We start from the raw sequence: 25,143 nt of genomic DNA, 5'->3' as shown, positions 1-25,143 counted from the left end.
CGCCCATGCTCTGGAGGAGGTTGGCGGTGGTTTTCCCGAGAAACGCCACGCGATGGATCCAGGTGATGTTCGGCGTGTATCTGGTTGCGCTGGCCTTGGTGGTCTTCCTTCCAGCGCGCGAAGCCAGCACTGTGACTGGTTTTGTGGGGATCATCGCCGGATGGCTTGCGCTGTTGGGACTGCCGTTTGATGCTGCCGCGGTTGGCGTGGAGTTCGCCGCCAACATCGTCCTGTTTATCCCGTTCGGGGCATTTCTCCGCCTCCTGCGACCGGGCCTTTGGTCGTGGTGGGCGGTGGGGTTGCTGGCCGTCGGTTCGTCGGCGTTGATCGAGACGGTTCAGCTGGTGGTGCCCGGGCGGGTCACCGCCCTGTCGGATGTCGTGGCGAACACCGTCGGGGCGTTGGTTGGCCTTGCCGCAGCGAAGAGGCTCGCGACGGCGTTCGCCTAGAGGTGCTTCCCAAGGATGTGGGCGACGTCTTTGCAGTACCCGGCAATGCGTTGGGCAACGTCCCGGTGCACGGACTCTGAGGCGTTGATGGGATCGGGGATATCGTCGTCGTCGCGGAGGACGGCAGTCGACCGGATGGCTGCGGTGCGGCTCACCAGTCCAGCCAAGGGAGTGGTGGCCACTGCGCCCGTGACTGACGCCCAACTGGCGGCGGCCGGAGCCGCCTTGCCTTCGCCTGCGGGAACATTTGCGGCTGCCCGGGCGAATTCGGCCATCGTGAAGGCGCGTTGAGCGGCACCGGGATACTTCTTGACCAGTTCGTCGCGCTGCTTGCGGGTCATCGTCAGCACCAGGCCGGCCTGCTCAACCACCTCAGCGGAGATCTGTTTGCCAAAGGAGCCGTCCGGGTTTCCGCCGTATTCCTTGGACAGGGCCGCCGGCAGGGGCTCCATGGGGGCTCCGGCAGCGGCGTGCAAGCCGGCGCTCAGCACCTGAAAGCGGCTGAGGCCGACGGCATCGAGCTCGTGACGGATCAGTTGCTCGGCCAGCGGTGAGCGGCAGATGTTGCCGGTGCAGACGGTGAGGATCGACGACGGCGGCTGGGAACCTTGGGTGGCCGGGTTCACAGGGCGTTGGTTCGTTCGCGACGGCGGCCACGGCGCTGGTCCGTCAGTTGGACATGCTCCGAAGCGGCGACGGGGGTCGACTCTGCTGCGGGAACGTGGTTGGCCTTGGCCGATTCCTCGCCGGTGTCCTTGCGGTTGTAGTACGTGTAGTACTGGTAGCCGTAGTCCTCGCCCTTGGAGGACTTGCGTGAGACACCGTTGATGATGAGGCCCAGGGGGCGTCCTTTGACGCGTTCGAGGTTCTGCAGGGCCCTTTTCAGCTGGTCATAGGTGGTCTTACCTGCCCGGCTGACCACCAGTGCACCGTCAGTGCGGGCCGTGAGAATCGCCGCGTCCGTCACGGGCAACAGCGGGGGAGCGTCCACCAGGACGATCGCATGCTTGGCAATGTCTTCCAGCAGGGTGCGCATGACATTGGAACCCAGGAGCTCGCTGGGGTTGGGGGGCACGGATCCGGCGCCGAGCACGAAGAGGTCGCCGCTGTCGCCCCACGGCTGGAGAACGTCGTTAAGGGTGGCCCTGCCGATGAGGACATCCGTGAGGCCTACGTTGGTCAGCAGTCCGAACGTCTTGGCCACGGTGGGGCGGCGGAGGTCGCCGTCCACCACGACAACCCGTTGTCCGGAAGCGGCGATGGTCTGGGCAAGGTTTGCCACCACCGTGGTCTTTCCTTCTCCGGGGAGCGCGGAGGTCACAACAATGATGCGTGGAGGGGTGTCCACATCCATGAACTGCAGGTTGGTCCGCAGTTCGCGGATGGCCTCGGCCACGGCGTAGTCCTGATGGTTCTTGTTTTCGAGGTCATTGCCGCCGCGGGAAAGCACGAGACGGTTGACGCCGTCGAAATTATTGTGGAATGGCACGGTACCGATGACGGCGACGCCGGTCTCGGCTTCCAGTTGGACTGCGGAACGGACGCGACGATCGAAGATATTCCTGAGCAGCGCGTACCCGATTGCCAGCAGCAGGCCGGCAACGACGCCGATCAGCAGGGCAACCTTGGTGTTGGGGGACGTCGGAGTGGTGGGGAGTTGCGCGGCATCCAGAGAACGGAAGCTCACAATCGACGTCTCGCTGCTGTTGCTGCCCTTTTCGAGCTCGGCAACCTGCTTGCCGACGGCACGAACCCAGGCCTCGGCCAGATCCCGGGCGTCCTCCGGGCTGCTGGCCTGGGCCGTGAATTTGAGCGTGGCGGTGTCCTGGGGGTTCTGGGCCGAGATACGGCTGATCAGTTGCTCCGGGGTGGTTCCCTGCAGCTTGAGGTCCTGAATAACGGTTTCGGCCACGGAGCGCGATTTCGCGACATCCAGGTAGGACTTCGCACGGGATTTGGAGTAGCTCTCACCGGCCATGGCGGTTCCGAGATCCTTGTTGACACCAACAGAAATGATGCCGCTTGCATCGGCGCTGTATACCTTGGTTTGCGTCAAAGTCCAACCAAAGGCGACTATTCCGCCCAACACGGTTATGGCAATCACTGAAATCCAGTGGGCCCGAAGGACCTTCCAATAGTCCGTGAGCTCCATGAAATTGTCCCCCTGCTGCTGTGTGGTGTCGACACGTCGACACAAAAAGAACACAGTTCTTGCACTGTGTCCTAATTATCGTAACGTGCTGACCTAAAGGGGATACCCACCGAACGGTGGGATGGGGGGTTTATGACAAATGCAGGATACTGACTTTCTTCAAATGGGAGCGGTCTACTTCGCACAAGAGCAGCATGGTCTGCAGAGACGCGCCGAGTGCGTGTTTGGCGAGCTCTCCATCAGTGCATTTTCAGGGGATTTCACTGCCCTTGATGCCACAGGTTTTGGCGACATCGTGGACATTTACTTCGTGTCATCAGGACAAATCCGCGACCCCCGCTCCGGGGCGCTTCTTCAAGGTGACGGATCTGTTGTTGTCATCCCCGGAGGCAGGGGTTTGCAGTCGCCTTTCGTTGGGCACGGGGACGCACAGCGAATCCGGATTCAAAGGGGCGCAGCGGAAACTTTTGTCCCCCACGCCCTGGACAGTGTGACTGTTACTCCCGTCCGCTCACGGCTTGATGATGCTGCTGAAGCCTTCATCGGCGCGATCCTGAATCAGCCTTCGCGGCACGGGTCTGCGATCGAGCTCTATGCCACCGAGCAGATCCTGCTGGAGCTCACGGGCAGCCTGTTGCTCGATCACTGCGGAGTCTCCTGGGCTTCCAACTCGGTGACGTCGGTGCTCCGGGACCAGGCAATGGCGGTGATCGCCCAACGCAGTGCTGACCGCGAATTGAACCCGGAAGCCGTGGCCAAGGCCGTCCAATCCTCCTTGCGCCGGGTGCAGGCCGCCTTCGCGGAGGTGGGCAACTCCATTGCCGCGGAAATCCGGCGGCAGCGCGGAAGGCTGGCGAAATCACTGCTCACAGATGCCCGCTACGACGTCCTCAGCGTCCAGCAGATCGCCGAACAAACGGGGTTTGGAACAACGGCCGCCCTCCGGCGGGCATTGGACGAGCTGTACGGTTGCGGGCCTCGGGATCTGAGGGAGCGACGGGTCAGCGACAGCACCCAACCGTAAAAATCCGCCGTGAGTCCGGGCCAGAGGACGTTTCGCGCACACCTTGGACCGTTCAGCGACAAACTTCCGGAGGGGGCCCGATCTGGGCTTTGGGGCAACAATGCGTGGGTAATGTCTATCCCTGATGGGGGAACTCGGCATGCGCTGAATTCCAACCGATGGTTTTCATTCCGAGTTGAAAGAAGAATAATGAGCGACGAAGTTACCGTTTCCAAGCCGCACTCCCGCCGCGCAGTCGTCAAGGGCGCTGCCTGGTCCGTGCCTGTCATTGCTGCCGCAGTAGCAGCCCCCGCAGCGGTTGCTTCCGTGAACACCTTGGGCCTCGCCTTCACGGCGTCCTCCACGTCGCTTCTCTCCCTCAACCTGCTGGACGGCGGCGGCACGCTCACAGCGCAGGCCCTGGTTACCGTTCCGACCACCCTGACCTTCACCAACGGTCCTGGTGCGGTATCGGAGAACGCCACGGTTACCGTCTCGGTGGCACGTCCGGCCGGCATCAACATCCCCGTGGGCCGGGCCCGCGGTTTTGGCGTCTACTCCTTCGATGGTGCCCTCACCACCGCGGGCCAGCGCACTGCCGTGTACCAGTCCGCCCCGATCGTCGGACAATTCGGTTTCCCGGCCACCACCTGGACCAACAGCGTGCCTGTCACCGTTGCAAGCAACGGCACGCTGAATGTCCCGATCGTCTTTGGCCTTGCCGGTGTCAGCACGGGTGTGGCCGTCAGCTTGCTGGCCACTTTCCCCGTCACCGTGACCGTGGTTATTGGTGGCCGCACACTTACTGCTACGAGCAATATCTCCGTTCCTGTGGGTGCAGGCCTTCTGTAGGTCTTATTCCACTGGTTTCTTTTACGAAAACGCGTCAGTCAATCCGGCTGGCGCGTTTTCTCCTGTCGTCCTCCCTGGCATATGGTGTGGGAACCGGGCTCCGCATAACGATTCGACATTCGGGCCCGTATCTTTAGGTGGGGGAAGTGCAGAAAAACAATATTGTGGTCGATGCCTTGGGTGGCCTGGTCAGGATCCGCTTCGACTTTACCGATCAGTTGTTTGAAGAACGTCGATTCAATAAACTCGAGGTTCCGTGGATTGATGCGGTACCCGCCATCAGTGCGGCCAATCCGACCTCGAAAAAGGTTGTCGCCGAACTCCTTTGGGCTTTTCCGGATGACGAGGCTCTGGCCGGTTCCGGGGCGGAATTGTCCACCCACACAACGTTGGCAGCCATCGAAGCCCAACGGGGCAGGTTGCTGATGCTGCACGCCGCCGGGATTGCGGATCCCGGCGGACACGTGCTGGCGTTCATCGGCCCTTCCGGCCGGGGGAAGACCACGCTGGCCCGCGCTTTGGGTGCTTCCTACGGATACGTCACTGATGAGACAGTGGGCATTGAAGCTGGCGGAGCAGTCCATCCGTACCGGAAGCCTTTGTCCGTGATACGTCCCGGGCAGCCGTTCAAGGAGCAACTGGCCCCTTCCGTCCTGGGTCTTCTCGAGCTGCCTGATGAACCGCTTCAGCTTGCTGGACTGGTGCTGGTTTCGCGTGTCGACAGCCATTCGGGGAAACCGCGAATCGCCACGCTGGGATTATGTGAGGCCCTTGTCGCGCTTGTTCCGGAGGTCAGCTACCTGGCCGACCTGGACAGGCCGTTGCAGACCATCGCTGCCCATGTAGACCGTTGTGGCGCGATTCGACAGGTCACCTACCGTGAGGCGGCTGAGGTCCTGCCACTCATTCCTGAGCTTTTCGCGGGGGAGCAAGCTGAGGCATGGAAGGCCGTTCTCCCCTCAGCAACCGGGACTGGCGTGCGCAGCCCGTTGTCGGGGGAGTCATTTGTTCCGGCGCCGGTGGTGGACGCGGTGGAAGCCGGCGGGCGGACCGCCGTTTTGGACGGCAACCGCGTGGTCCACCTCCTTGACGGCGTCGGGCCCCTCGTATGGAGGTCGCTCTGCGAAGGGCATGATTTCGATGCGCTGGCGCAGCAGGTGGAACTGGAGTTTGGTGCTCCTCCGGATCAGAGTCTGCATGACGCCGTCGTCGGGATTCTCCGTGCCCTCGCCGACGGAGGTCTGCTGGCCCGTATCCCGGCCCCGCAACCATGAGGACTGGGACAGCGAAGGCTGCCACCCGCCGTCGACGTTTCCTCCGCTCACCGTGGGGTCATGCGGTACTTGCCTTGGTCCTGGTGACGCTGGTCCAAGGCTTTCTGGTGAAGATCCACCAGGTGCCCACCGGTTCGATGGAGCAGACCCTCACCGCAGGTGACAGGGTGCTGGTGAACCGGACAGCGTATGTTTCCTCGGCACCTCAACGCGGGGACGTCGTCGTCTTCCGCAAGCCGGCAGGCTGGGGGCCGGCGCCCGACCGCAGTCTCCTGCGGACCGCCGTCGGCTGGTTCGGTGAAGTGACCGGCATCGGTCCGGGAAACACCGAGTACCTCGTCAAAAGGATTATTGGGTTGCCCGGAGAGACGATTGAGTGCTGTGACGCCGGCGGCGAGGTCAAAGTTAACGGAACTGCCATCAGCGGTACGTACATCTACCAGGACTTTCCGTTCCACGCAGGATCATTTGACTGCTCGACGGCGGCAACGTCACCTCGCTGCTTTGGGCCGGTCAGCCTGGGACGGGACGAGTATCTGGTCTTGGGGGATCACCGGTCCGTTTCGGAAGATTCCGTTTCCGCCTGCCGGATCCCAGCGGCTCCCGCCGGTTGTGTCAGAACCGTTCAACGGGATGACATCACGGGACGTGTGGATTGGTTCGTCTTCCCCTTCGATAAATGGGGAGCACTGGATTCCTGACCGTGGGTTCGCAAGCCAGGGGGGTGTCAGAGTTCCTGGAGTTCCTTGGAGACCGAACGGTACCGTGCATACAGGAGGAGGCCGGTCACCGATTCCACGATGGTGAGGCCCAGGAAAAGCACTGCCAGTGAATCGCTCCAAAGAATCAGGATCACGCTGACTGCGAGATACAACAGGGACGAGACAACCCGGATCCAGAAAACCTGTCCCACCATCCCTGCACGTCGCAGGTAGGTGAACGGCAGTGTGCCGGGGATGCTCACCAGTTTCCACAGGCATGCCAGGGACAGGGCACCAAGCGTCACGACGTTCCAGGCAGCTCCGAACACGGCATGGAACACGCCAAGGACTTCCAAAACGAGAATCAGCGCAATCGCCAGGACACTGAGGGCAGACATGCCGAGGGTGAGGCTTCTCGATTCCGCTCCGAGCAGCCGTGTCCTCATGTACCCCAGGATGGGCTGAAGCGCACCAAGGACAGTGATGGTCGCCTTAAGTGCAACAGCTTCCTCGTCGCGCTGGAGCAAGTACACGGTGGCGACAATGCCCAACGGGACGAGCGCCACCATGGCGGTTTCGAGGGTGATCCAGGCCGTGGGGGCAAAGCGTGGGCGTCCAGAGGCCCTGAACGGCGTCTTCAGGGCGCGGATCAAGATGGCGGCCGCCATGGCAAGGCCCAGGACGGAGACCGCCCACGGTGACTCGTGTTGGGAAAGGGTATAAGCGGCACCTGCACCCAGAATCAGCGCACCGGCAGTGAGCGCCTCCATCTTCCACCCAGACGTATAGGCAGCATGCATGCGCCCTATCTGCAGCGCAACCATGGCGCATGGCAGGCCAAACGCCAGAACCGGAATGGAGCTTGGGAAGATCACCATGCCAAGTGTTCCGACAACTCCCAGTGCAGTGGCCCAGGCCGGAATGTAGGTCTTGTCGACCAATCGGGAATCAGCCATCCGTGGCTCGAGCAAACCCGCAGCGACCACACCGGCGCAAAAGGAACCGATGCTCAGGATCAGTGCGATATGTGCCTGGCCGTCAAGGGCGAAAAGTCGAGCTGCGACGGCCTGGAATGCCGCCGGGACAATGGCGGTAACAGCTCCAGAGGCCACCATGACCAGCGACTGGACCACGTTGCTCCGTGTGGCCGTGGCAGTGGTCATGCTTTGACGCCCACGACTGCGTTCTGCAGGCTCTCACCCAGTGCTTTGTACGCCTCTCCCGTGTCGGCGGCGGCACGGTTCACCGCTGAATCGTATTCTTCCCGGGCCGTCTCATCGTTCAGGAGGCGCTGAATGTCGGCGTGGACAGTCCCGGGATCAAAACTGAACGCGTTATGGACGTACTTCTTGAGCCCCAGGTCCTCGAATGCCGCGAATCCTTTGCGTTCGTAGGAGAGGTGGATGACGTAGTGGCCCGATTGCAGGGCCATCAGGGCAGCATGCAGCCGCACAGCAACCACCACTCGCTTGGCCGACGTCTGATCCAGGAAATCCGCGCGTGCCAGGATACGCCTGGGGTTGAGGCTCTGCATGGGGGAGAGGTCCTGGTTCCCACCGGTTTGGCTTTGCACGTAACCGTCGAATGAGCCCATCAGACCGGCCAGTTCGACGATCGGGGCAGGAAGGCCGCCCCGGAGGTTCCGTACAGAGTACACAGGAGTGCGTTCCACTGCCTGCGTGGTCCGTGCCGGAACCCGGAGGACAGCCATATCGGGTGCACGCCGGACCACGGAGGGCAGCCCCAGCTCCAGGACCGTGCGGTCATCGCGGGCCCAGACCCGGCTGAGCCGTCCCAAGTGCCGCCTGAACCACGGGGCGCTCCCAAGCCGCAAAGGGCCGATGCTCTGGGGCAGATACACAACTTTGTCCCCATGGCGGCTGGCTGCCCGCAACTGGACACCATGGACCAGGAGCGCTTTGGCGAGCTCCACGCAGTTTCCCCCGCGCAGGTATCCACCCCCGACGCCCACAATCAGGTCGAAGCTGTGGAGGCTTCCCAAGGTCGCCAGATACTCACGGTCATAGCCGCGGAGGGAAGGCTTGCTTCGACGCAGCGAGACCCCGGGGAGGTCGAAGCTATCAGGGTCGGAGGCGCAGAGCGTGAGATCAATCGCCTGGCCCGGGAAGGTTGCGGACATGAGTTCGATGGCCTCGTGAACCAGCATGCCGTCGCCGATGTTGTTGGCGCTGTACCCGTGGAGGATGAGGACTTTCATCGCTGCAGCACCCGTTCGTAGACAGAGGTATGGGCCTCCACGCTGGCATCCCAGCTGAAGCGCCTGGCCCAAGCGAGGCCGGCATCCCGTACACGCCCCGGTGCCGCGGAGTCGCCAAGGGCACCTGCGATGCCACGGGCGATGGATGCGGCGTCAGTGTCTTCGAACAGGAAGGCCGGACCTGCAACTTCCTTGAGTGAACCGCGGTCCGAACAAATGACGGGAGTTCCGGAGGCCAGGGCTTCGAGCACTGGAAACCCGAAGCCCTCATAAAGGCTGGGGAACGCGAACAGGGAGGCGTGCTGCATCAAGGCAACCCTCTCGTCGTCGTCAACGAACCCCAGGTGTTCGATCCCAGCAGCCTGAATCGCGGCCATGGTCTCGGCCGCGTTCCATGCGGGTTTTCCCGCAATCACCAATTTCACGCCGAGCTCCTTGAGCCGAGGGAGTGAGAAGGCCCGCACGAGTTCGATCAGGTTTTTCCGGGGCTCGATGTTACCGAGGTACAGCACATAGGGACTGGACCGGAGATGCGCCAGCCGGTCACTGAGTGCCCGTGGCTGGGCGAAATACTGCGTATCGATGCCGTGGGGAATCGTCGTGATGAGGGCTGGGTCTATGCCGAAGACCTCGGATACGTCGTCGGCACTGGACTTGGAAACGGTAATGACCGCATCCGTCGAGTGGATGGCCCGCTGTACCCGGGTCCGCCAGATTTTCTCCTGCTTCGCCGTCCTCGCCGTCGTGATCCAGCGGCTTGCGACGCCGTGGACGGTTACCACGGAAGGGGCGCGGGTAGGCAACAGGGGTCCGGTGTCAGCGCTGTAGTGCAGCACAAAGCCAGGCTTGGCCGGCACCGTCAGTCCTTGCCACGTCTCCATCAGGGCAGTCACCGCAGCCCTCTTTGATGAGCCCAGCTGGCTGACCTGGACGCCCCGAAGCTCAAGTCCTTTGGCAATTTCCCTTGCGTAGGTGGTGTTTCCGCCGACGTGGCGGGAGAGAATCCGTGAGGGGAACGACACTTGTCTGAGTCGGTTCAACGTTCGGGCCCTTTCAGGTCATAAAGATCGCGGAGAGCAGTGTGCAGGGTCGAACGATTCATTCGGGCCAAAAGAGTGCGGTTTGCCTCGAGTGCAAGCTCCCTTGTTCCGGCGTCGTCCAGGATGGCGGCGACAAGCCGGGCCACCCCCTCGGCGTCAGCCGCCTGCAGGAGACCGGAGTCTTCGAGGGCGTTGATGCTGCGGGCTGCGATGGGAACTCCCTGGGCAGCGGCGTCGAGGATGCTGAGGGGAAAGCCTTCGTAGGCCGCGGAATGCATGTAGACGGTACTGGCAGCGAGGGCCCCGGCCACCTCCATGTTGTCGAGCCATCCCGTGACTACAATCCCTGCCTGCTCCAGTTGCCTTCGTAGTTCCGGCTCTCCGTCCCCGATCCACTGAAAGCCCACTGACGGAACCCTGGCCCGAAGCGCAGCGGCCACATCGAGGAAGAACGCAGGGTCCTTCTGCCGGGCGATTCTTCCAACCATGGAGATGACCGGCGTTTCCTGGCGGTCAAGCGCGTCATGCGTTGTTGAACGGGTGGCGACGGTCGGAAGGTTTGGGATCGCAACGCATGTTGCAGCCGGCCTCAGGGCACGGACGAGCTTCTCTTCATGGGAAGTCAGTGTCCCGAATTTCCATGTCCTGCGTGCAAGGGCCTTCTCGACGCCCCGATAAACAGCCCGCTTCACGGAGGACGTGTGCGGGTCGTCATGCTTGAAGCAATGCGGTTCGTAGACCACCGGTGCTGGTATGGTGCGTGCACGGGTGTAGAGCCCGGAGAAGCTCGAGTGAGCATGCACAACCTGCGGCATCAGTGCTCTGACTGTCGTTCCCACAGCGGCGATGCGATTGAACAGCCCGGTCCCCAAATCATGGTGCTCAACGTCCAAGCCGTGCCAGACCGGAGCGGGGCGTCCTTCCTGGAAGGGCGACAAGACTACATGGGTGAATTCAGTGGGACTGTTTTCTATGTAGCTTCGAACGGCCTTCGGTACCCCTCCATCAACACGATCCACCACATGGAGAATCCGACCCGCATCAGCGGCTAGCAACTGACACCGGCCAGCGTGAATGCCGAGTCGATTTTTCCACCACCGGGTGGGCAATAAAGCCCACGCCAAATATTTCTTACCGCCATGCTCCCCCATTCATTGGCGCATCAGATGCATGCTCCCGGCTCATGGCAGTAGCTCACCGCAATTGGTTTAGAGAGGGTAAGTCACAACGGAGCCCATCTGGTGTTCGACCAAAATCAAGGATAGCCGATAGCAGCATCTTTTCGGCTTTGTGAGGATTGTTTATCGTAAGCCCCCTGATTAATCCGCCGTTTCGAATTGCGGTAGATTTAGCAAGACGAAAAATTGCAGGTGCGTGCGGGAATGTCGAACTGTTCCACGCCGTTTACACGGGTCCCAGGGGAGGGCGGCGAATGACGGGCTGGGTAGCAATCGCATATGGCGCCCTGGACCTCCGGGGCTGGCACGAAAATCAGACGGACGTTGAACTCATGCTTTTGGCGACTGTGCCGTCCGAGCCAATGGGCCTGGCAGGGATGCCGGCCAATCTGTGGCGGAAGCTGATGCATGGTCCGTTGCCTGAGTCCGACTTCGACGATGATGAACGGGCATTGGTGCACGAGTTCGCTTCGGCAGGCATTGCCGCACGTGATGCATCGCATCCAGCACGAATACGCGAACTGGGTGTTCCGTGGATGTCCTCGCCGGTCCATGAGATGGTCTATGCGCTGGTCGCCAGCGTGGCCCGCGACCATGGGGTTGACGTCATTGCGATCAAGGGTCCAGCACTGCACCGCCAGGGCCTGCGGGAACGGGAACACTCCGGCGACGTGGATGTGTGGGCCGATCCCAGCCACATGGACATCCTCTGTACCGCTTTTGAAGCCTGGGGATGGAACGGGCGGGCAGACCAGTGGTCAGGCCTTTCATTCAACCATTCCGTGGCCCTTGAGCCTGGCTCTTGGGGTTGTGAGCTCGACGTGCATCGGCACATTCCCGGATGCGCGGACGCCGACTCCTCCGTTTTCTCGAAGGTGAGGGACAACTCCCACGCGACGACGTTCGCGGGGGTTCCGATGCTGACACCGGATCTCCCGGCGCACTCGGTCATCTTCGCACTTCACGATCTCCGGCCTGAGGCAAGGCATGACAAAGCGGCTGTTGGAGCTGAGGAACTCGCTGAAAAGCTGCGGCTCGGGGGCCAAGAGACGCTGGATTTTGCCCACAGTATCAGGGCTACAGCCGTCCTGGAGCCTGCGCTGCGGCTTGCCTTTCCGGCGGCCCGACTCCCTGTTGACCATGCGGTTCCCATCAATTGGAAGTGGCGGCAAAGCAAAGGATGGTGGCGGGCCTACTGGATGATTTTCACCTCGCTTCCAGTCGGGGAACGGCTGCTTTTCATACGGAGGGCCGTGTGGCCACAGGTGGAAGTCCTTGCCGCGTCCGATGGCCGGGCGGGCCGTTCAACGCGAAATCTGGTGGGCGCCAGGCTCCGACGGATTGCGAAGCTCTTCCGCTGGTAGGTCCGGCATCTGACGGTTGAGGTTGCGGGAAGCGGTTGCGGACGAACGGCCATGGGGGCCGAACAGACAAGAGGGTGTTTGTATGGGGAATCAGATCAGCCTGCGCTCGGGTGCTTTACGCGGGAAAACCCTGGGTGGGCCCTCGGGGGCTTCAGCGGAACCGTCCCAGGAGGGTCTACGGGACCGGTCGGCTTCGTTGAGGCTGATGCTGACCTCCGGACCATGGTTCCAGCGCTTGATGCTGCTCAGCGTTGTCTTCATGCCGTTCCAGTATGCGCTGACCCTTTCGGTGGGATTTCCCCTCAAGATCAGTGAAATTCTCGGTGTCCTGGGTATTGCCACCTACCTGCTGGGCCGCAGACGCAACGCAGGCAAAGGGGACCTCGCGGGCATGGCTGTGTTTCTGCTGGCCATGGCAACTGTCTTCTCGGCTTTGGTCAATGTCACCCCGGCCAGCGGTGGCCTCCGGTCGGTGGGCTATGAACGGGGCTACGAAACAGATCTTCTGTTGTACAGCGGGTATGCCCTCCTGGCACTGTCGTACTGGTCGGTTCTCCGGCGTGTTGACCGAAGCAAGATGGTGCAGGCCATCGTTGCCTCGATATGGCTCTGCGGTGTGGCGGTCCTGATGCAGTGGGCCTCCGCATTGACGGGAAGCACCGAACTGATCGGCATGCTGGGTTTCCGGACACTTGGCGTTGACGACACCGTGGAGACACTTCGCTCGGGACCCTTTTTGGAAGGGCAGCATTTGGGTTTCTACGCTGGTGCCGCGATCCTGGTTGCCATATACAACCGGAGTTACCTAGCTGCGTTAGTGGCGGCTCTTTCGATTCTCTACTCACAATCGACCACGGCGTATGCAGGCCTCGCTGTGGGAATTGCGATGATCGTGATCCTCAAATTTTCACGGGTGGTTGTGCCGTTGGTGGCAGCAGCACTCCTGGGGGTTTTGGTCCTGCTGTTTTCGGACAGCCTTCGGACCATTCTTGGCCGGCAGCTGGCAAAGATCGGATTCACCGAATTTGCTCCGGACTACCAGTACGCCACAACCTCGTTGAATCTGCGGGGTGTTAAATCCCAGATCTCCTTTGACATGGGTTCAGACAATCCAATTTTTGGAGTAGGGCCGGGACGGTACGGTGCCTACTTTGATCAATATGTCAGCGGCCGTCAGTTGCCATGGATTTATTCGACAGACCAGACCCGGCCCATTGCGGAGAATGCCTACGCCCATGTAGTGGCTGAGCTGGGCTACCCCGCCCTCGCGGCCTTTGGGCTCCTGATCGTCGTCCTCCTGTGGCGGAACTTCAGGACTGCACCCCTGCTGGGGATGCTGGCTGTCTTTGTGGCTCTTGGTGTGTCCACCCAGTCGTCATGGACGTTCCTGCCCATTTGGACCTTCTTCGCACTGTTGGCCGCGCACGACGTCGACTCGAAGAAGGCCTTGCCGGGAGTGTCCGACACCGGGGTCGGCAGTCAGCCCGGCAACGCAACAGCACCCGCGCTGTCTTTGCCCCATCCGCAGGGTCAGTAGGCTCCGTCTTTGCCAACAACGGCCCGGGCAGTCCGGAAGAGGATCATGATGTCCTGGGTCAGGGACCAGTTCTCGACGTAGTAAAGATCCAGCCGGATCGATGCTTCCAGCGAAAGATCGTTCCGACCGCTGACCTGCCATAGGCCGGTCATGCCCGGTTTGACCAAGAGCCGCCTGACGGAGGCGAAGTCATACATCTCCACTTCGCGGGCAACCTGCGGGCGTGGACCAACAAGGCTCATGGTCCCGTTCAGCACGTTGAGGAGCTGAGGCAGCTCATCGATGGAGTAACGGCGGATCCACGCTCCCAAGCGGGTCACCCGAGGGTCGTCCTTCATCTTGAAAAAGATCACGCTGTCCTGGCTCTGGGCTTGGAATGCCTCCAGCAGCGTCTCGGCGTCGGAACGCATCGAGCGGAACTTGATCATTTTGAATGACTGGCCACCCTTGCCGATTCGTTCCTGGAAGAAGAAGGCGGATCCGGGGCTGTCCAGCTTGACCAGGATGGCGATGACCAGCATCGGCACGGTGAGCAAGAGAAGCAGCACCGAGGAGAGGCAGACATCCAAGGCGCGTTTGGCGAATGCCTTCATGCCACTGAGCTTGGGGGTCGTGACATGGATCAGGGGAAGGCCTGCAACCGGCTGCATGTGGATCCTGGGACCGGAGATGTCCGTGAGCGCCGGCGCTACGATCATGCCGATGTCCCGCGCCGAGAGGGCCCAGCCCAGCTGGCGCAGGAAGGCCGGATCCAGGTGCGCCCCGGCACACACGGCTACAGTATCCGCTCCGGACTCGCCAATGGAGTCGAGGACCATGTCAACGCTGGGGGATGAGCCGAGCACGGGCAGTGTGGTCCTGTCCGCAAAGGCTGTGTCGGTCAGCAGCGCAGCCACCGGGTGGTAGCCGGAGACTATGTGTTGATTGAGCTTTTCGGACAAGTGGTTGACGTTGTTCGGCGCTCCAATCAACAGCACGCGGTGAAGGTTCTGTCCTTCGAGCCGGCTCCGGTGCAGGGTCCGGCGTTGAGCGACCCTGACAGCAAGGAGCAGTGCCACGCCCAGGGGAAGTGCAACCGAGACGTATCCTCTGGCCGTCTGAAGTTGCAAGACGTAGGAGACGACGGCCAAGCATCCGAAAAGCCACAGGGACGACACAGCAACCCGTTTGTATTCATCGGTTCCCGTGCCAAGAACTTTGTGGTCCCTCGTGCCGCCGAATTCCAAGGCCGCTGTCCAGGTGAGAACCAGGACAACGGAGAGGGTGGAGTAGGACAGTTCCGTGTCTCCACCGGCAACGGTGACGTCCTCCGTGCCGAACCTCAGAAGGTGGGCGCCGCCCACGGCTATGACAATGCACGCCAGGTCAAGAAACCTCATCTTGATGCTTTGGGTGCGCAACCACGTGGAGCCTTCAGCGAAAGCGACTCCACGTGAGGCAGTTGTAAAGGTAGTCATGCCGTTAGATCGGGAGCTGCGGAGATGCCGCGGGGAGTTGCCTCCTGGACGACCGTGATACCTCATACGACAACACAACGGATTTAGTCACGAATCAGCCCCCATAGCCATGCCCCCGACGCCCCAACGGGGCGAAGAAAATATGAAGCCCCAGTCACGCCAGACGGCGTGACTTGACGCTTCAAGGCAATCGTAAATGCACTTTAGATACATCTCAAATTCGTGCAGGAAATGCGCATCAAAGAGCAAAAGAGAAGGCTGCTACCAAGATCTATTTTGCGCAGAAAACAATAATATCTGCGCAATCAAAGGCTGCTGATAAAGTTCAAATTGCGCAGAGTATGGCAATATCCGCGCAAATCATTGTGCTGCAGAATGGTCTATTTTGCGTAAAGTTTGATAAATTCCGCGCAATCGCTGGTCGCTGGATGTCGACGGCCCACTCGTCGCTCGGCCGTCGGGCGGGCTCAGCGGCGCGCCTCAGGGCGCCACCCAGCGCGAGCCTTAGCGTGAGTCCCAGGGCACGCGCCTCAGTGCGCGGCTCAGAAAGCCTTCCTGGGCGGAACAGAAAAGGCCCAGCGGCACCGTGCACGATGGGCACGGCGCCACTAAGCCTCTGATGGTGGAGCTGGACCCCGGGGTGTTGCCCAGGGAGCCTCAGGGGGTTCTTTGTTTAGTTTCCCTTTTCAAGCCCATGCGCCGTCACATACTGGCCCAACTGGTCCTTCGTCAGCGCCGCCGCGATCTCGGAGATCGCGTTGGTATCCGCCACCACAATGGACTGACCGTCGGCGGAGGTGCCCGTACCAAGGGTGGGGAGGGTGAACATCACAGTGTCGGAGGCGCGGAGGTCTTTCATTCCCAGGGCAAGGCTTCCGATGGCGGCTGCGTCCAGGCCTTTGTCCACGCTGATGAATGGCGAGACTGCAGACACCATGTTGCTGACCGTGACAGGGTTGGTCAGGGTCTCCTTGGCGATCGTCTTGCTGATGATGGATTTGAGGTAGGCCTGCTGGTTGCGCACCCGCTGGTAGTCGCCGTCGCTGAAGGACTTGCGTTCGCGGACGAAGGCGAGTGCTTCGTCTCCGTTGAAAGTTTGCTTGCCGGCCGCGTAGAGGTGGCCCTTCATGGGCCCGGAGTTTGGCGTGAAGGGGATTTTGACGTCGATCTCCACACCGCCAAGGGCATCGGTAAGGCCTTTGAAGCCTTCAAAGTCCACCATGGCCACGTGGTCGATGCGTTGCTGGAAGAGGGATTCCACCGTCTGCACCATCAGCGGGACGCCGCCGTAGGCGAGGGCCGCGTTGATCTTGGACTCGCCCTTCCCTGGAATATCTACCCAAAGGTCACGCATCAGGGAGACTGCATAGACGTTCTTCCGATCGGCGGGAATGTGAACCAGCATCAAGGTGTCGGCACGTTGGTCGGTGGAAGCGTCGGTCTCGACGTCCACCTCGGAGGATCCCCGGGTGTCGCTGCCCATCACCAGGATGTTCATTGCAGCAGAGCCGTTGACGGGCTCTGACTTCTGCGGCCGGGTGGACTCCTCCGGGAACGCCGCGTCGATCTTGGTGGTCCCTGAGTTATAGGTCTGTGCCAGATTGAAAATGTAGGCGCCGGCGACCAAGCCAATCACGAGTACTGCTGCTGCGAAGCCGAGGAGTACGTTGCGTGCAGTTTTTTTGCCACTTTTCCCGCGGTGGGAACCGTCCTCTGCAGAGGAATTTTGGGTATCTGTTGGGAGCGTCATGTGTTCCTTGGAGTCGGCATCAGCAGCATTGATTCTATCAAGACCGAAAACCAGCGCCTCAGCCGGGAAATTTCGACGCATTCAAGCGCCGCCGGGTTCTCAGCCAAACACAAGCTTTGGATGAGCATAATGTCATTGAAGCTTCGGTCAACCGCTATTTGACCGGGGCTTCGCCAATGAAAGCCCTTTTCAACGCTCCGGCGCAAGCGTCTTCGAGTACAGCACCGCACCGTTGGCATTGCGGAGGCTCACGGTAAACAGGCCGTCGGCGGCGAGTTCCACATGTCCGAAGTACTGGTTCTCTCCGTTGCGGGGGGACTCACCGGCAAACCGCCCGGCCCTGGCGAACAGGACTTCCGGACCGAACGTCCCGTCCATTTCACTGGGCCCGAATGAGCCCGCGTTAATGGGGCCGGCCACGAATTCATGGAACGGGTCGAAATCCGTGAATGAGGCCCGTTCGGGGGAATAGTGGTGCGCGGCGCAGTAGTGGACATCGGCTGTCAGCCACACCGTGTTCTTGACCCTATGCTTCTTGAACGCACTCAGCACTCCGGCGATCTCCAATTCACGGCCCAGGGGAGCGCCGTGGTCGCGGTTGGCCAGGCTTTCCTGGTTGACGGGGCCGTCGGGCACAATGATCCCGAGCGGCAGGTCGGCCGCGATGACCTTCCACGTAGCTTTGGACTGGCGGACTTCCTTGATCAGCCAGTCAACCTGTTCCTGGCCGAGGATGTTGGTGGTGTACGGTTCCTTGCCGTCGGTGTTGGGGGACTTGAAGGTCCTCATGTCCAGGCAGAAGATGTCCAGTTGCGGGCCGCGGGAAATCTTCCGGTAGATGCGTGCGGGCTGGTACTGCCCGGCGTCGAACGTTCCTGGGCGCCAGAGTGCCGCGGCGTCGGCGATCGGCATGTTCTCCTGCCAGGCCTGGCGGCCGCGCGCTGCGAGGACGTTGACGTTCCGTTCGGTGTAGCGGGGGTCGTCCAGGATCTCGCCGGGGTACCAGTTGTTGGTGGTCTCGTGGTCGTCCCACTGTGCCATGACGGGGACTTCGGCGAACATGGCCCGCATGTTCGCGTCCAGGGAGTTGTAGCGGTGGCGGCCGCGGTACTCCTTGAGGGTTTCGGCCACTTTGGAGACTTCTTCGGTGACGATGTTCCGCCACACCTGGCCGTCTTTTTCCGTGACGGTGGCGGCGATGGGGCCATCGGCGTAGATGGTGTCGCCGGAATGGATGAAGAAATCCGGCTTGGTGGCGTGCATGGCTTTGTATCCGCGCATACCGCCCAGGTCCTCATTGATGCCCCAGCCTTGGCCGGCAGTGTCGCCTGTCCAGACGAAGGACTGCGACGACGACGACGGCCTGCCGCCTCCGCGCGCGACGTCAGTACCGCCGTCGTGCTGTGGGGTGGAGAGCCCGGGCGCCGTGCTGAAGGTGCCGCGGACGGCCTCGCCGGCACCATTGTCGTCCTCGAAGTTCAGCTCCAGTGCGAAACGCGTGCCGGCAGGAAGGCCCTTGGCATGGATCTTGGCGGTGAAGTCGCTGGCTTCGGTGGCCAGGGGGCCGCGGAGGGTGCGGCTGAAAGCGTTGCGGCCCCGCAGGATTTCGCCGGAGTCGTCCACTGCCCGCAACAGCGCGGTGAGCCGGCCGGGCCCGGATGCGCGGGACCATAGGACGGCTGAATCGGTGGTGACGTCGCCTGTTGCGATGCCGGTGGGGAGTGTCAGGCGTTTGCGGACCAAGGGGATTGCGGACGGTGCCGGGGATCCGGGGGCGGCGGACGCAGGTGCCGCGCTGGCGACGAGGCCGGTCAGGGCCAAGCCGGCCAGGGATGTCTTGACGAGGGTGCGGCGCGAGAGGTCAGTCATGCCGTCCACTCTTGTGAGTGTCCATGAACGGAAAGTGAGGCGGAGGTAAAGGAACCCGGACCTTGACTGAAAACGTCCTCGCCGCATATTCTGAACGAACGGTCGGTAATTTATTAGGAGCAACCATGGCATCGCAGAATCTGCAGTCAGTGCCCGCTGAGCTGTCCCCGGAGGAGCAGGAGCGGGAGGCAGCCGGTCAGGCGTATTTTGATCGCATCATTTCGGAGGACTCGCGCATCGAACCGCGCGACTGGATGCCGGCGGCTTACCGCAAGACTTTGCTGCGCCAGATCTCGCAGCACGCACACTCGGAAATCATCGGCATGCAGCCGGAAGCCAACTGGATCACCAGGGCACCGAGCCTGAAGCGCAAGTCCATCCTCATGGCCAAAGTCCAGGACGAGGCCGGCCACGGCCTCTACCTGTATTCGGCCGCAGAAACCCTGGGCCAGTCCCGGGACCAGATGATGGAAGACCTGATTGCCGGCAAGGCCCGGTACTCATCCATCTTCAACTACCCCACGATTTCCTGGGCGGACATGGGAGCCATCGGCTGGCTTGTTGATGGTGCTGCCATCTGCAACCAGGTGCCCCTGTGCCGCGCCTCGTACGGTCCTTATGGTCGCGCAATGGTGCGCATCTGCAAGGAAGAATCATTCCACCAGCGCCAGGGTTTCGAGATCCTGCTGGAACTGGCCAACGGCACGCCTGCGCAGAAGCAGATGGCCCAGGACGCAGTGAACCGCTGGTATGCGCCGTCGCTGATGATGTTCGGCCCGCCGGATGATGACTCACCCAACTCCAAGCAGTCCATGGCCTGGAACATCAAACGCTTCAGCAATGACGAACTGCGCAGCCGTTTCGTCGGCATGATGGTGGAGCAGGTCCGGGTCCTCGGCCTGACCTTGCCCGACAAGGACATCCGTTTCAACGAAGAAACCAAGAAGTGGGAGCACGGACCCCTGGACTGGAACGAGTTCAAGGAAGTCCTGGCCGGCCGCGGTCCTTGCAACTCGCAGCGCGTCGAGCGCCGCCGTGAGGCACACGAAAACGGTGCCTGGGTTCGCGAGGCCGCTGTGGCGTACGCCCGCAAGCAAGCACAGAAGGAACACGCAGCATGAGCCCCCACGGTAACCCGGAAGCACCGGCAAGCGCCGCCAGCGAGATCAACCGCGAAGCCCCCAAGGTTGCGGCCACCACGGAAGAGCACCAGGAATCCCCGTGGTCCCTGTGGGAGGTCTTCGTGCGCTCCAGCCGCGGCCTGTCCCACGTTCACGCCGGTTCCTTGCACGCACCGGATGCCGCCATGGCCCTCCGGAACGCCCGCGATCTCTACACCCGCCGCAATGAGGGCGTCTCCATCTGGGTTGTCCCTGCCGAGGCGATCTCCTCCAGCGATCCGGACTCCAAGGGTTCCTTCTTCGAGTCCCCGCAGGGCAAGGATTACCGCCACGCGACGTATTACACCAAGAGCGAAGGCGTGAAGCACCTGTGACCACCCAAGACGCGACCTCCCACGAAGCAGCAAAAGATACTGACTTCGCCATCGAAGGCCACGGCGACATTTCCGTTGGCGTCCACGGAGCCGGAGCTTCCGGCGACGGTTCAGCCAGCGCCACCCGCATCACGCCCGGCAATGCGCTGCGTCCCGAAGACATCGCCCTGGACATCAGCCGCGGGAAGGTCAAGCCCAGCGAGGATGTCGCGGAGTTCGCCCTGCGCATCGGCGACGACGGCCTGATCCTCGCCCAGCGCCTGGGCCATTGGATCTCCCGTGCCCCTGAGCTTGAGGAAGACATCGCCCTGGGCAACATCGCATTGGACCAGTTGGGCCACGCCCGCTCGTTCCTCACCTACGCCGGCGCAGCGTGGGACAAGTCCGAGGACGAGCTCGCCTACTTCCGCCGCGAGCACGAGTTCCGCTCCGCGCACCTTTTTGAGCAGCCCAACGGCGACTTCGCGGTCACCATCGCCCGGCAGTTCATCGTGAGTTTCTACCAGTACGAGCTCTACACGGCGCTTGCCGCCTCCAGCGATCCCACCCTCGCGGCCATCTCTGCGAAGGCCGTCAAGGAAGTGGACTACCACCGCGACCACAGTGCCCAGTGGGTCCTGCGCCTGGCCGGGGGCACGGACGAGTCCCGCGCGCGCATCATTCAGGGCTTCAAGCTTGTGTGGCCGTATGTTGACGAACTCTTCGAAGACGACGAGCTCACCACCCGCCTGACTGAGGCTGGTGTCACGGTCCAGCCTTCGAGCCTCCGCGCGGCATTCGATCGCCTCACCGGCGAAATCATGGCCGAGGCCGAGCTGGACATCCCCGGCGTCCCGCAGGCACTGGGCGGTGGCCGCCGAGACAAGCACTCCGAGTTCATGGGCTACATTCTCGCTGAAATGCAGGTCCTTGCCCGCGAACACCCGGGCGCGAGCTGGTGACCAGCATGATGACGCAGTCACCAATCCAGCCACCAGCGCAGTCACGGACTGACGAGCAGCGGGCGTGGGACATCGCGTCCACGGTCTGCGATCCCGAGATCCCGGTCCTCACCATCGAGGACCTGGGGATCCTGCGCGGCGTGCAGGTCACCTCGACCGAAGCAACAGGCAACCACGACGGCGGCGCCTCACGGACCGCCGTCGAGGTCACCATCACGCCCACCTACTCGGGCTGCCCGGCGATGGACGCCATTGGTGACGACCTGCGGAAGGCCTTCGAGAAGGAAGGCTACGCGAGCGTGCACATCAACCTGGTGTTGTCGCCCGCGTGGACCACTGACTGGATGACGGACTCCGGCAAGGCCAAGCTGGAGGAGTACGGGATTGCCCCGCCCAGCGGCATGGCTGCCGCCGGCGGCCACTCCGGTCCCGTCCGCCTGAGCCTGGCCGTGAAATGCCCGCAGTGTTCGTCGTTGAACACCAAGGAACTCACCCGCTTTGGTTCCACATCCTGCAAGGCGTTGTTCGTCTGCCAGGACTGCAAGGAACCGTTCGACTACTTCAAAGTCCTCTAAGGAATTCCATGACCACCGAAACCCAGACGGCCAGCCGCCGTCGTGCGTCTTTCCACAACCTGACCGTCTCGGAAGTCCGGCGCCTCACGGACGATGCCATCGAGGTCACGTTCGGTGTTCCTGCCGAGCTGGCCGGCCAGTACGACTACCTTCCCGGTCAGTACGTGGCCTTGCGCACCTCGCTGCCGGACGAGAACGGTGAGCCGCACGAGGTCCGCCGCAGTTACTCGATTTGCGCAGAGCCGCGCAGCTTCGAGGACGGCAGCAGCGAGATCCGGGTGGCCATCAAGAAGGACCTGGGCGGCGTTTTCTCCACGTGGGCGAATGCCGAGCTCAAGGCCGGTGACGTCCTGGATGTCATGAGCCCGCAAGGTGCGTTCATTTCGCGGCATGGCAAGGATGGTTCGGCTGTCCAGCACAACGTCATGAACTCCATGAACCACCCGGAGGAGCTGGCGGGGGAGCCCGGCAGCTTCGTGGCCATCGCCGCAGGCTCGGGTATCACACCGGTGATCGCGATTGCGCGCACGCTGTTGGCGGCCAACCCGGAAACCACGTTTGACCTGGTGTACGCCAACAAAGCCGCCATGGACGTCATGTTCCTGGAGGAGCTGGCGGACCTGAAGGACAAGTACCCATCGCGCCTTGCGCTGCACCACGTGCTGTCCCGCGAGCAACGCATTGCGCCGCTGATGACCGGACGCATTGATTCCGAGAAGCTGCAGGCGCTGCTGTCGTCGGCGATCCGTGCCGAGGATGTGGATGAATGGTTCCTGTGCGGGCCGTTCGAGCTGGTCCAGCTGTGCCGGGACACCCTTGCTGCCCGCGGCGTCGCGCCCGAGCACGTTCGCTTTGAACTCTTCACCACTGGTCGTCCCGATCGTCCCGAGGGCAATGCGGGCCGTCCCGTGGTGCAGGACGAGTCACAGGACACGTACAAGATCACCTTCACGCTGGATGGCCTCACCGGTGATGTTGCCAGCCCGACCCATGCCCGCGAGTCCATCCTCAACGCGGCCCTCCGCGTCCGCCCGGACGTTCCCTTCGCCTGTGCCGGCGGTGTTTGCGGCACCTGCCGCGCCAAGTTGATCACCGGTACGGTTTCCATGGACGAGAACTACGCCCTTGAGCAGGACGAGCTGGACAAGGGCTACGTCCTCACCTGCCAGTCCCACCCCACCAGCGAAGAAGTTACCGTCGACTTCGACGTCTAAGGAGTCCCCATGATCGAGCTCTCCATTGCCAACGGCATTGCCGAAATTGTCCTCAATGCCCCCGAAAAGCTGAACTCACTCAACGAGGACGCGCTGGCCGAACTGGATAAAGCGTACGACGACGCTGCTGCCGCCGCCTCGCGTGGTGAGGTGCGGGCGCTGCTGCTTCGCGGAGAGGGACGCGCCTTCTGCGCGGGGCGCGACATTGCCGCTGTGACCCCGGAAACCGATGACGCCCAGGCGTACCTCGGCGGCTTGGTTGAGCCGCTCTTGAAGAAGATGGCCGCCTTCCCGACGCCGACGTTCGCCGCCGCCCACGGTGCTTGCCTGGGCGTTGGGCTGGGGCTGCTGCTGGCCACCGACGTTGTCTATGTGGCGGATAACGCCAAGTTCGGCTCGCCCTTTGCCAAGCTGGGGGCCACGCTGGACTCGGGCGGGCACTGGTACTTCACAGAGCGGCTCGGTATGCACCGCACGCTGGACCTGATCTACACGGCCGACCTTATTTCCGGGGCCGAGGCTGTTGCGCAAGGGATGTTCAGCCGGGCGATGCCTGCTGAGTCCCTTCTGCCGGTAACCCGGGAAATCGTGTCGCGGGTGGCCGTGGGTGCAACCGAGGCATTCAACGCATCGAAGGAACTCGTGGCCCACATCCGTGACCAGCGCCTGGGCCTTTGGGCGTCCATGACGGAGGAAAACGCCGAGCAGGCACGGCTGTGCAAGACCGACGACTACGCGGAGGGCTTCCGGGCGTTCCAGGAGAAGCGGGCGCCTGTTTTCAAGGGGTAGACGCAGGTTCCTTCAAGGTAGTTGGGCCAAGCATTGGTCACATGATGGCTCCTCCACGAGTGCGCTCGGCGGCCGTGGTGATTAATGCGGCATCACGTCGAGGGGCTGCAGCGAGCCAACTGGCCGTGGACGCAATGAAGCAATCAGGCGTGCCGGTCTGTTCCGTGCATCCGGTGACATCGGGCGCGGGTTTGTTCGATGCACTGCGCCAAGTGATTTCAGAACGACATGACCTGGTGGTTGTGGGTGGTGGTGACGGCACGGTGACTTCTGCCGCCGGACTCCTTGCCGGGACGATGGACCTCGACCACGTGCTTCAGGTGGCAGCGGGCAACGGCAAGCACTACGGTGACGGGAACATGGTTGCTCCGATGGCGGGTCCGTGAACCTCGACGGCGAAATCGCTGCGGTAACTCCCACCGAATTCAGTGTTCAGAGGAACGCCGTGCATGTCATGGGGCCGCAGGGCAGCAACAGCGCTTCGTTCGATGGACCGATGCGGGGCTGACCCACAACGAGTACTGCCGCCGCAGGCATCAGCGGCTTAAACTTTGAGGACATGCATTGAACGCGCAGTGCAGTCCGAGCGTGCTTCGAACGGAGATGGCCATACTCCAGAAGATGATGTGCAAACTGAACCTCCACCACCACTGGCATGTGGAGTCAGCAGAGGATGGCAGCGGGCGTTACAGGCGCTGCACCAGGTGCGGTAAATATGATCGCGACTGGGACGGCACCGGTTTCATGCACTGACTTCGCCGACACCCGGTTGCCGCGTGGCGGAGGGAGGCTCACTTTATAGCAAACACGAAAGCTTCCATCCGGAGACCCTGGCCGGTTGTGCCGATTGTGACGTGCTGTCCAGCGTATGAGGTTGCCTTCTGGATCCAGCCGATGTTCTGGACGTGTGCCGTTGCCCCGAGGTTGTAGCCCGGGGTCCAGAGCTCCACCGCTTCAATCGCGAGGCCCCGCCCCTGGGTCCCGAGTATGATCTGTCTGTTACTGGTTGAAGTGCACTGGACGGCCTGCCACCCCAGTGTGGCAACGTGCGCTCGACCGCAAAACTGACGCGTGTTCACCTGATACACACGGATCGCTTCAAGCCGTAGCCCTTGCCCGACCGTTCCGCTGTTACTCGTCCACCCGACGTTCTGCACGTGAGTATAGACATGAAAATCGCCCGAGTCGTAGGCCACCGATGCCGGCGCAGAACCCATCACTGAACCAACGCTCAATGTCAGCACCGCCAGTAAGGTACTAAGTCGGCGTCGGCCGCGTCGTACAG

Annotated in this window: 26 protein-coding genes; 15 read left to right on the top strand and 11 right to left on the bottom strand. The window is 62.1% G+C overall.

Annotated features, from left to right (window positions below; translation table 11 throughout):
* The first annotated feature begins 26 nt into the window (after window positions 1–26).
* Window positions 27–449: a VanZ family protein gene (locus tag QF015_RS08135; RefSeq protein ID WP_429388269.1), complete on the top strand. Its 423-nt coding sequence runs from the start codon at window positions 27–29 to the stop codon at window positions 447–449.
* Here QF015_RS08135 and QF015_RS08130 read toward each other — a convergent pair.
* Window positions 446–1,075, bottom strand: a complete 630-nt coding sequence (locus QF015_RS08130) for a hypothetical protein (RefSeq protein WP_429388268.1) — start codon at window positions 1,073–1,075, stop codon at window positions 446–448. The genes QF015_RS08135 and QF015_RS08130 overlap by 4 nt on opposite strands.
* On the bottom strand, window positions 1,072–2,601 hold the full coding sequence (locus tag QF015_RS08125) for a polysaccharide biosynthesis tyrosine autokinase (RefSeq protein WP_429388265.1): 1,530 nt from the start codon (window positions 2,599–2,601) through the stop codon (window positions 1,072–1,074). The genes QF015_RS08130 and QF015_RS08125 overlap by 4 nt, the downstream gene beginning before the upstream one ends.
* 139 nt (window positions 2,602–2,740) lie before the next feature.
* On the opposite strand from QF015_RS08125, the gene QF015_RS08120 reads away from it, so the two are divergent.
* From QF015_RS08120 to lepB, 4 genes are all read left to right on the top strand, one after another.
* On the top strand, window positions 2,741–3,625 hold the full coding sequence (locus QF015_RS08120; RefSeq protein WP_310206642.1) for a helix-turn-helix domain-containing protein: 885 nt from the start codon (window positions 2,741–2,743) through the stop codon (window positions 3,623–3,625).
* Between the two features lie 189 nt (window positions 3,626–3,814).
* Window positions 3,815–4,456 (top strand): hypothetical protein, encoded by a 642-nt coding sequence (locus QF015_RS08115; protein WP_310206639.1) that lies wholly within the window; start codon window positions 3,815–3,817, stop codon window positions 4,454–4,456.
* 146 nt (window positions 4,457–4,602) lie between these two features.
* A complete protein-coding gene (locus QF015_RS08110; RefSeq protein ID WP_310206636.1) occupies window positions 4,603–5,730 on the top strand; it encodes a hypothetical protein in 1,128 nt (375 codons plus the stop codon).
* Window positions 5,727–6,431 carry a signal peptidase I gene (gene lepB, locus QF015_RS08105; RefSeq protein WP_429388264.1) on the top strand — a complete coding sequence of 235 codons (705 nt, stop codon included), beginning with the start codon at window positions 5,727–5,729 and terminating at the stop codon, window positions 6,429–6,431. The genes QF015_RS08110 and lepB overlap by 4 nt, the downstream gene beginning before the upstream one ends.
* Window positions 6,432–6,457: 26 nt before the next feature.
* Here lepB and QF015_RS08100 read toward each other — a convergent pair whose 3' ends face one another.
* From QF015_RS08100 to QF015_RS08085, 4 genes are read right to left on the bottom strand one after another with little or no spacing between them, the layout of a single operon-like run.
* Window positions 6,458–7,594 (bottom strand): hypothetical protein, encoded by a 1,137-nt coding sequence (locus QF015_RS08100; protein WP_429388261.1) that lies wholly within the window; start codon window positions 7,592–7,594, stop codon window positions 6,458–6,460.
* A complete protein-coding gene (locus QF015_RS08095) occupies window positions 7,591–8,649 on the bottom strand; it encodes a polysaccharide pyruvyl transferase family protein (RefSeq protein WP_429388259.1) in 1,059 nt (352 codons plus the stop codon). The genes QF015_RS08100 and QF015_RS08095 overlap by 4 nt, the downstream gene beginning before the upstream one ends.
* Window positions 8,646–9,671, bottom strand: coding sequence for a glycosyltransferase family 4 protein (locus tag QF015_RS08090; RefSeq protein WP_429388258.1), 1,026 nt, complete (start codon window positions 9,669–9,671; stop codon window positions 8,646–8,648). The genes QF015_RS08095 and QF015_RS08090 overlap by 4 nt, the downstream gene beginning before the upstream one ends.
* Window positions 9,672–9,685: 14 nt before the next feature.
* A complete protein-coding gene (locus QF015_RS08085; protein WP_429388255.1) occupies window positions 9,686–10,840 on the bottom strand; it encodes a glycosyltransferase in 1,155 nt (384 codons plus the stop codon).
* Window positions 10,841–11,121: 281 nt separating this feature from the next.
* Between QF015_RS08085 and QF015_RS08080 the strand changes: the two genes are divergently transcribed.
* On the top strand, window positions 11,122–12,231 hold the full coding sequence (locus QF015_RS08080; protein ID WP_429388253.1) for a hypothetical protein: 1,110 nt from the start codon (window positions 11,122–11,124) through the stop codon (window positions 12,229–12,231).
* A 90-nt stretch (window positions 12,232–12,321) separates the two neighbouring features.
* Here the strand turns inward: QF015_RS08080 and QF015_RS08075 are convergent, their stop codons facing one another.
* Window positions 12,322–12,492 (bottom strand): hypothetical protein, encoded by a 171-nt coding sequence (locus tag QF015_RS08075; protein ID WP_310206618.1) that lies wholly within the window; start codon window positions 12,490–12,492, stop codon window positions 12,322–12,324.
* Between QF015_RS08075 and QF015_RS08070 the strand changes: the two genes are divergently transcribed.
* Entirely contained in the window at window positions 12,491–13,768 is a 1,278-nt protein-coding gene (locus QF015_RS08070) for an O-antigen ligase family protein (RefSeq protein WP_429388251.1), read from the top strand. The genes QF015_RS08075 and QF015_RS08070 overlap by 2 nt on opposite strands.
* Here QF015_RS08070 and QF015_RS08065 read toward each other — a convergent pair.
* The 3 genes from QF015_RS08065 to QF015_RS08055 all read right to left on the bottom strand — a co-directional run bounded on the left by QF015_RS08065 (window position 13,762) and on the right by QF015_RS08055 (window position 18,844).
* Window positions 13,762–15,225, bottom strand: coding sequence for a sugar transferase (locus QF015_RS08065; protein WP_310206612.1), 1,464 nt, complete (start codon window positions 15,223–15,225; stop codon window positions 13,762–13,764). The genes QF015_RS08070 and QF015_RS08065 overlap by 7 nt on opposite strands.
* 673 nt (window positions 15,226–15,898) lie before the next feature.
* On the bottom strand, window positions 15,899–16,975 hold the full coding sequence (locus tag QF015_RS08060; RefSeq protein WP_310206609.1) for an LCP family protein: 1,077 nt from the start codon (window positions 16,973–16,975) through the stop codon (window positions 15,899–15,901).
* A 189-nt stretch (window positions 16,976–17,164) separates the two neighbouring features.
* Window positions 17,165–18,844, bottom strand: a complete 1,680-nt coding sequence (locus QF015_RS08055; protein WP_429388249.1) for an alkaline phosphatase D family protein — start codon at window positions 18,842–18,844, stop codon at window positions 17,165–17,167.
* Window positions 18,845–18,969: 125 nt separating this feature from the next.
* Between QF015_RS08055 and paaA the strand changes: the two genes are divergently transcribed.
* The 8 genes from paaA to QF015_RS08015 are packed head-to-tail and all read left to right on the top strand — an operon-like array spanning window position 18,970 to window position 24,366.
* Window positions 18,970–19,965 (top strand): 1,2-phenylacetyl-CoA epoxidase subunit PaaA, encoded by a 996-nt coding sequence (paaA, locus tag QF015_RS08050; protein ID WP_011775851.1) that lies wholly within the window; start codon window positions 18,970–18,972, stop codon window positions 19,963–19,965.
* Window positions 19,962–20,339, top strand: a complete 378-nt coding sequence (gene paaB / locus QF015_RS08045; protein ID WP_011775850.1) for a 1,2-phenylacetyl-CoA epoxidase subunit PaaB — start codon at window positions 19,962–19,964, stop codon at window positions 20,337–20,339. Before paaA ends, paaB begins: the two co-directional genes overlap by 4 nt.
* On the top strand, window positions 20,336–21,280 hold the full coding sequence (paaC, locus tag QF015_RS08040) for a 1,2-phenylacetyl-CoA epoxidase subunit PaaC (RefSeq protein ID WP_429388246.1): 945 nt from the start codon (window positions 20,336–20,338) through the stop codon (window positions 21,278–21,280). Before paaB ends, paaC begins: the two co-directional genes overlap by 4 nt.
* 8 nt (window positions 21,281–21,288) lie before the next feature.
* Entirely contained in the window at window positions 21,289–21,855 is a 567-nt protein-coding gene (gene paaD / locus QF015_RS08035; protein WP_429388477.1) for a 1,2-phenylacetyl-CoA epoxidase subunit PaaD, read from the top strand.
* Window positions 21,856–21,863: 8 nt separating this feature from the next.
* Window positions 21,864–23,069 (top strand): 1,2-phenylacetyl-CoA epoxidase subunit PaaE, encoded by a 1,206-nt coding sequence (gene paaE, locus QF015_RS08030; protein WP_310206593.1) that lies wholly within the window; start codon window positions 21,864–21,866, stop codon window positions 23,067–23,069.
* Window positions 23,070–23,078: 9 nt separating this feature from the next.
* Complete coding sequence (locus tag QF015_RS08025; RefSeq protein WP_310206590.1) at window positions 23,079–23,858, top strand: enoyl-CoA hydratase/isomerase family protein; 780 nt, start codon at window positions 23,079–23,081, stop codon at window positions 23,856–23,858.
* A gap of 41 nt (window positions 23,859–23,899) precedes the next feature.
* Window positions 23,900–24,244 (top strand): diacylglycerol kinase family protein, encoded by a 345-nt coding sequence (locus QF015_RS08020; protein WP_429388244.1) that lies wholly within the window; start codon window positions 23,900–23,902, stop codon window positions 24,242–24,244.
* Window positions 24,241–24,366 carry a hypothetical protein gene (locus tag QF015_RS08015; protein ID WP_429388242.1) on the top strand — a complete coding sequence of 42 codons (126 nt, stop codon included), beginning with the start codon at window positions 24,241–24,243 and terminating at the stop codon, window positions 24,364–24,366. Before QF015_RS08020 ends, QF015_RS08015 begins: the two co-directional genes overlap by 4 nt.
* A 283-nt stretch (window positions 24,367–24,649) precedes the next feature.
* Here QF015_RS08015 and QF015_RS08010 read toward each other — a convergent pair whose 3' ends face one another.
* Window positions 24,650–25,075, bottom strand: a complete 426-nt coding sequence (locus tag QF015_RS08010; RefSeq protein WP_397337087.1) for a hypothetical protein — start codon at window positions 25,073–25,075, stop codon at window positions 24,650–24,652.
* Window positions 25,076–25,143: the final 68 nt, after the last annotated feature.

Origin of the sequence: Paenarthrobacter sp. TE4293, assembly GCF_050435325.1 — a bacterium.
In the GTDB taxonomy this organism is placed as follows: Bacteria; Actinomycetota; Actinomycetes; order Actinomycetales; family Micrococcaceae; genus Arthrobacter; species Arthrobacter nitroguajacolicus_C.
This window is presented reverse-complemented; position numbering and strand designations above follow the sequence as displayed.

Coding starts and splice junctions, on each gene's coding strand:
- QF015_RS08125 (WP_429388265.1), bottom strand. CDS start 2,601: ATGGAGCTCACGGACTATTGGAAGGTCCTTCGGGCCCACTGGATTTCA.
- QF015_RS08120 (WP_310206642.1), top strand. CDS start 2,741: ATGCAGGATACTGACTTTCTTCAAATGGGAGCGGTCTACTTCGCACAA.
- QF015_RS08115 (WP_310206639.1), top strand. CDS start 3,815: ATGAGCGACGAAGTTACCGTTTCCAAGCCGCACTCCCGCCGCGCAGTC.
- lepB (WP_429388264.1), top strand. CDS start 5,727: ATGAGGACTGGGACAGCGAAGGCTGCCACCCGCCGTCGACGTTTCCTC.
- QF015_RS08100 (WP_429388261.1), bottom strand. CDS start 7,594: ATGACCACTGCCACGGCCACACGGAGCAACGTGGTCCAGTCGCTGGTC.
- QF015_RS08095 (WP_429388259.1), bottom strand. CDS start 8,649: ATGAAAGTCCTCATCCTCCACGGGTACAGCGCCAACAACATCGGCGAC.
- QF015_RS08085 (WP_429388255.1), bottom strand. CDS start 10,840: ATGGGGGAGCATGGCGGTAAGAAATATTTGGCGTGGGCTTTATTGCCC.
- QF015_RS08080 (WP_429388253.1), top strand. CDS start 11,122: ATGACGGGCTGGGTAGCAATCGCATATGGCGCCCTGGACCTCCGGGGC.
- QF015_RS08070 (WP_429388251.1), top strand. CDS start 12,491: ATGCCGTTCCAGTATGCGCTGACCCTTTCGGTGGGATTTCCCCTCAAG.
- QF015_RS08075 (WP_310206618.1), bottom strand. CDS start 12,492: ATGAAGACAACGCTGAGCAGCATCAAGCGCTGGAACCATGGTCCGGAG.
- QF015_RS08065 (WP_310206612.1), bottom strand. CDS start 15,225: ATGACTACCTTTACAACTGCCTCACGTGGAGTCGCTTTCGCTGAAGGC.
- QF015_RS08060 (WP_310206609.1), bottom strand. CDS start 16,975: ATGACGCTCCCAACAGATACCCAAAATTCCTCTGCAGAGGACGGTTCC.
- QF015_RS08055 (WP_429388249.1), bottom strand. CDS start 18,844: ATGACTGACCTCTCGCGCCGCACCCTCGTCAAGACATCCCTGGCCGGC.
- paaA (WP_011775851.1), top strand. CDS start 18,970: ATGGCATCGCAGAATCTGCAGTCAGTGCCCGCTGAGCTGTCCCCGGAG.
- paaB (WP_011775850.1), top strand. CDS start 19,962: ATGAGCCCCCACGGTAACCCGGAAGCACCGGCAAGCGCCGCCAGCGAG.
- paaD (WP_429388477.1), top strand. CDS start 21,289: ATGACGCAGTCACCAATCCAGCCACCAGCGCAGTCACGGACTGACGAG.
- paaE (WP_310206593.1), top strand. CDS start 21,864: ATGACCACCGAAACCCAGACGGCCAGCCGCCGTCGTGCGTCTTTCCAC.
- QF015_RS08025 (WP_310206590.1), top strand. CDS start 23,079: ATGATCGAGCTCTCCATTGCCAACGGCATTGCCGAAATTGTCCTCAAT.
- QF015_RS08020 (WP_429388244.1), top strand. CDS start 23,900: ATGATGGCTCCTCCACGAGTGCGCTCGGCGGCCGTGGTGATTAATGCG.
- QF015_RS08010 (WP_397337087.1), bottom strand. CDS start 25,075: ATGGGTTCTGCGCCGGCATCGGTGGCCTACGACTCGGGCGATTTTCAT.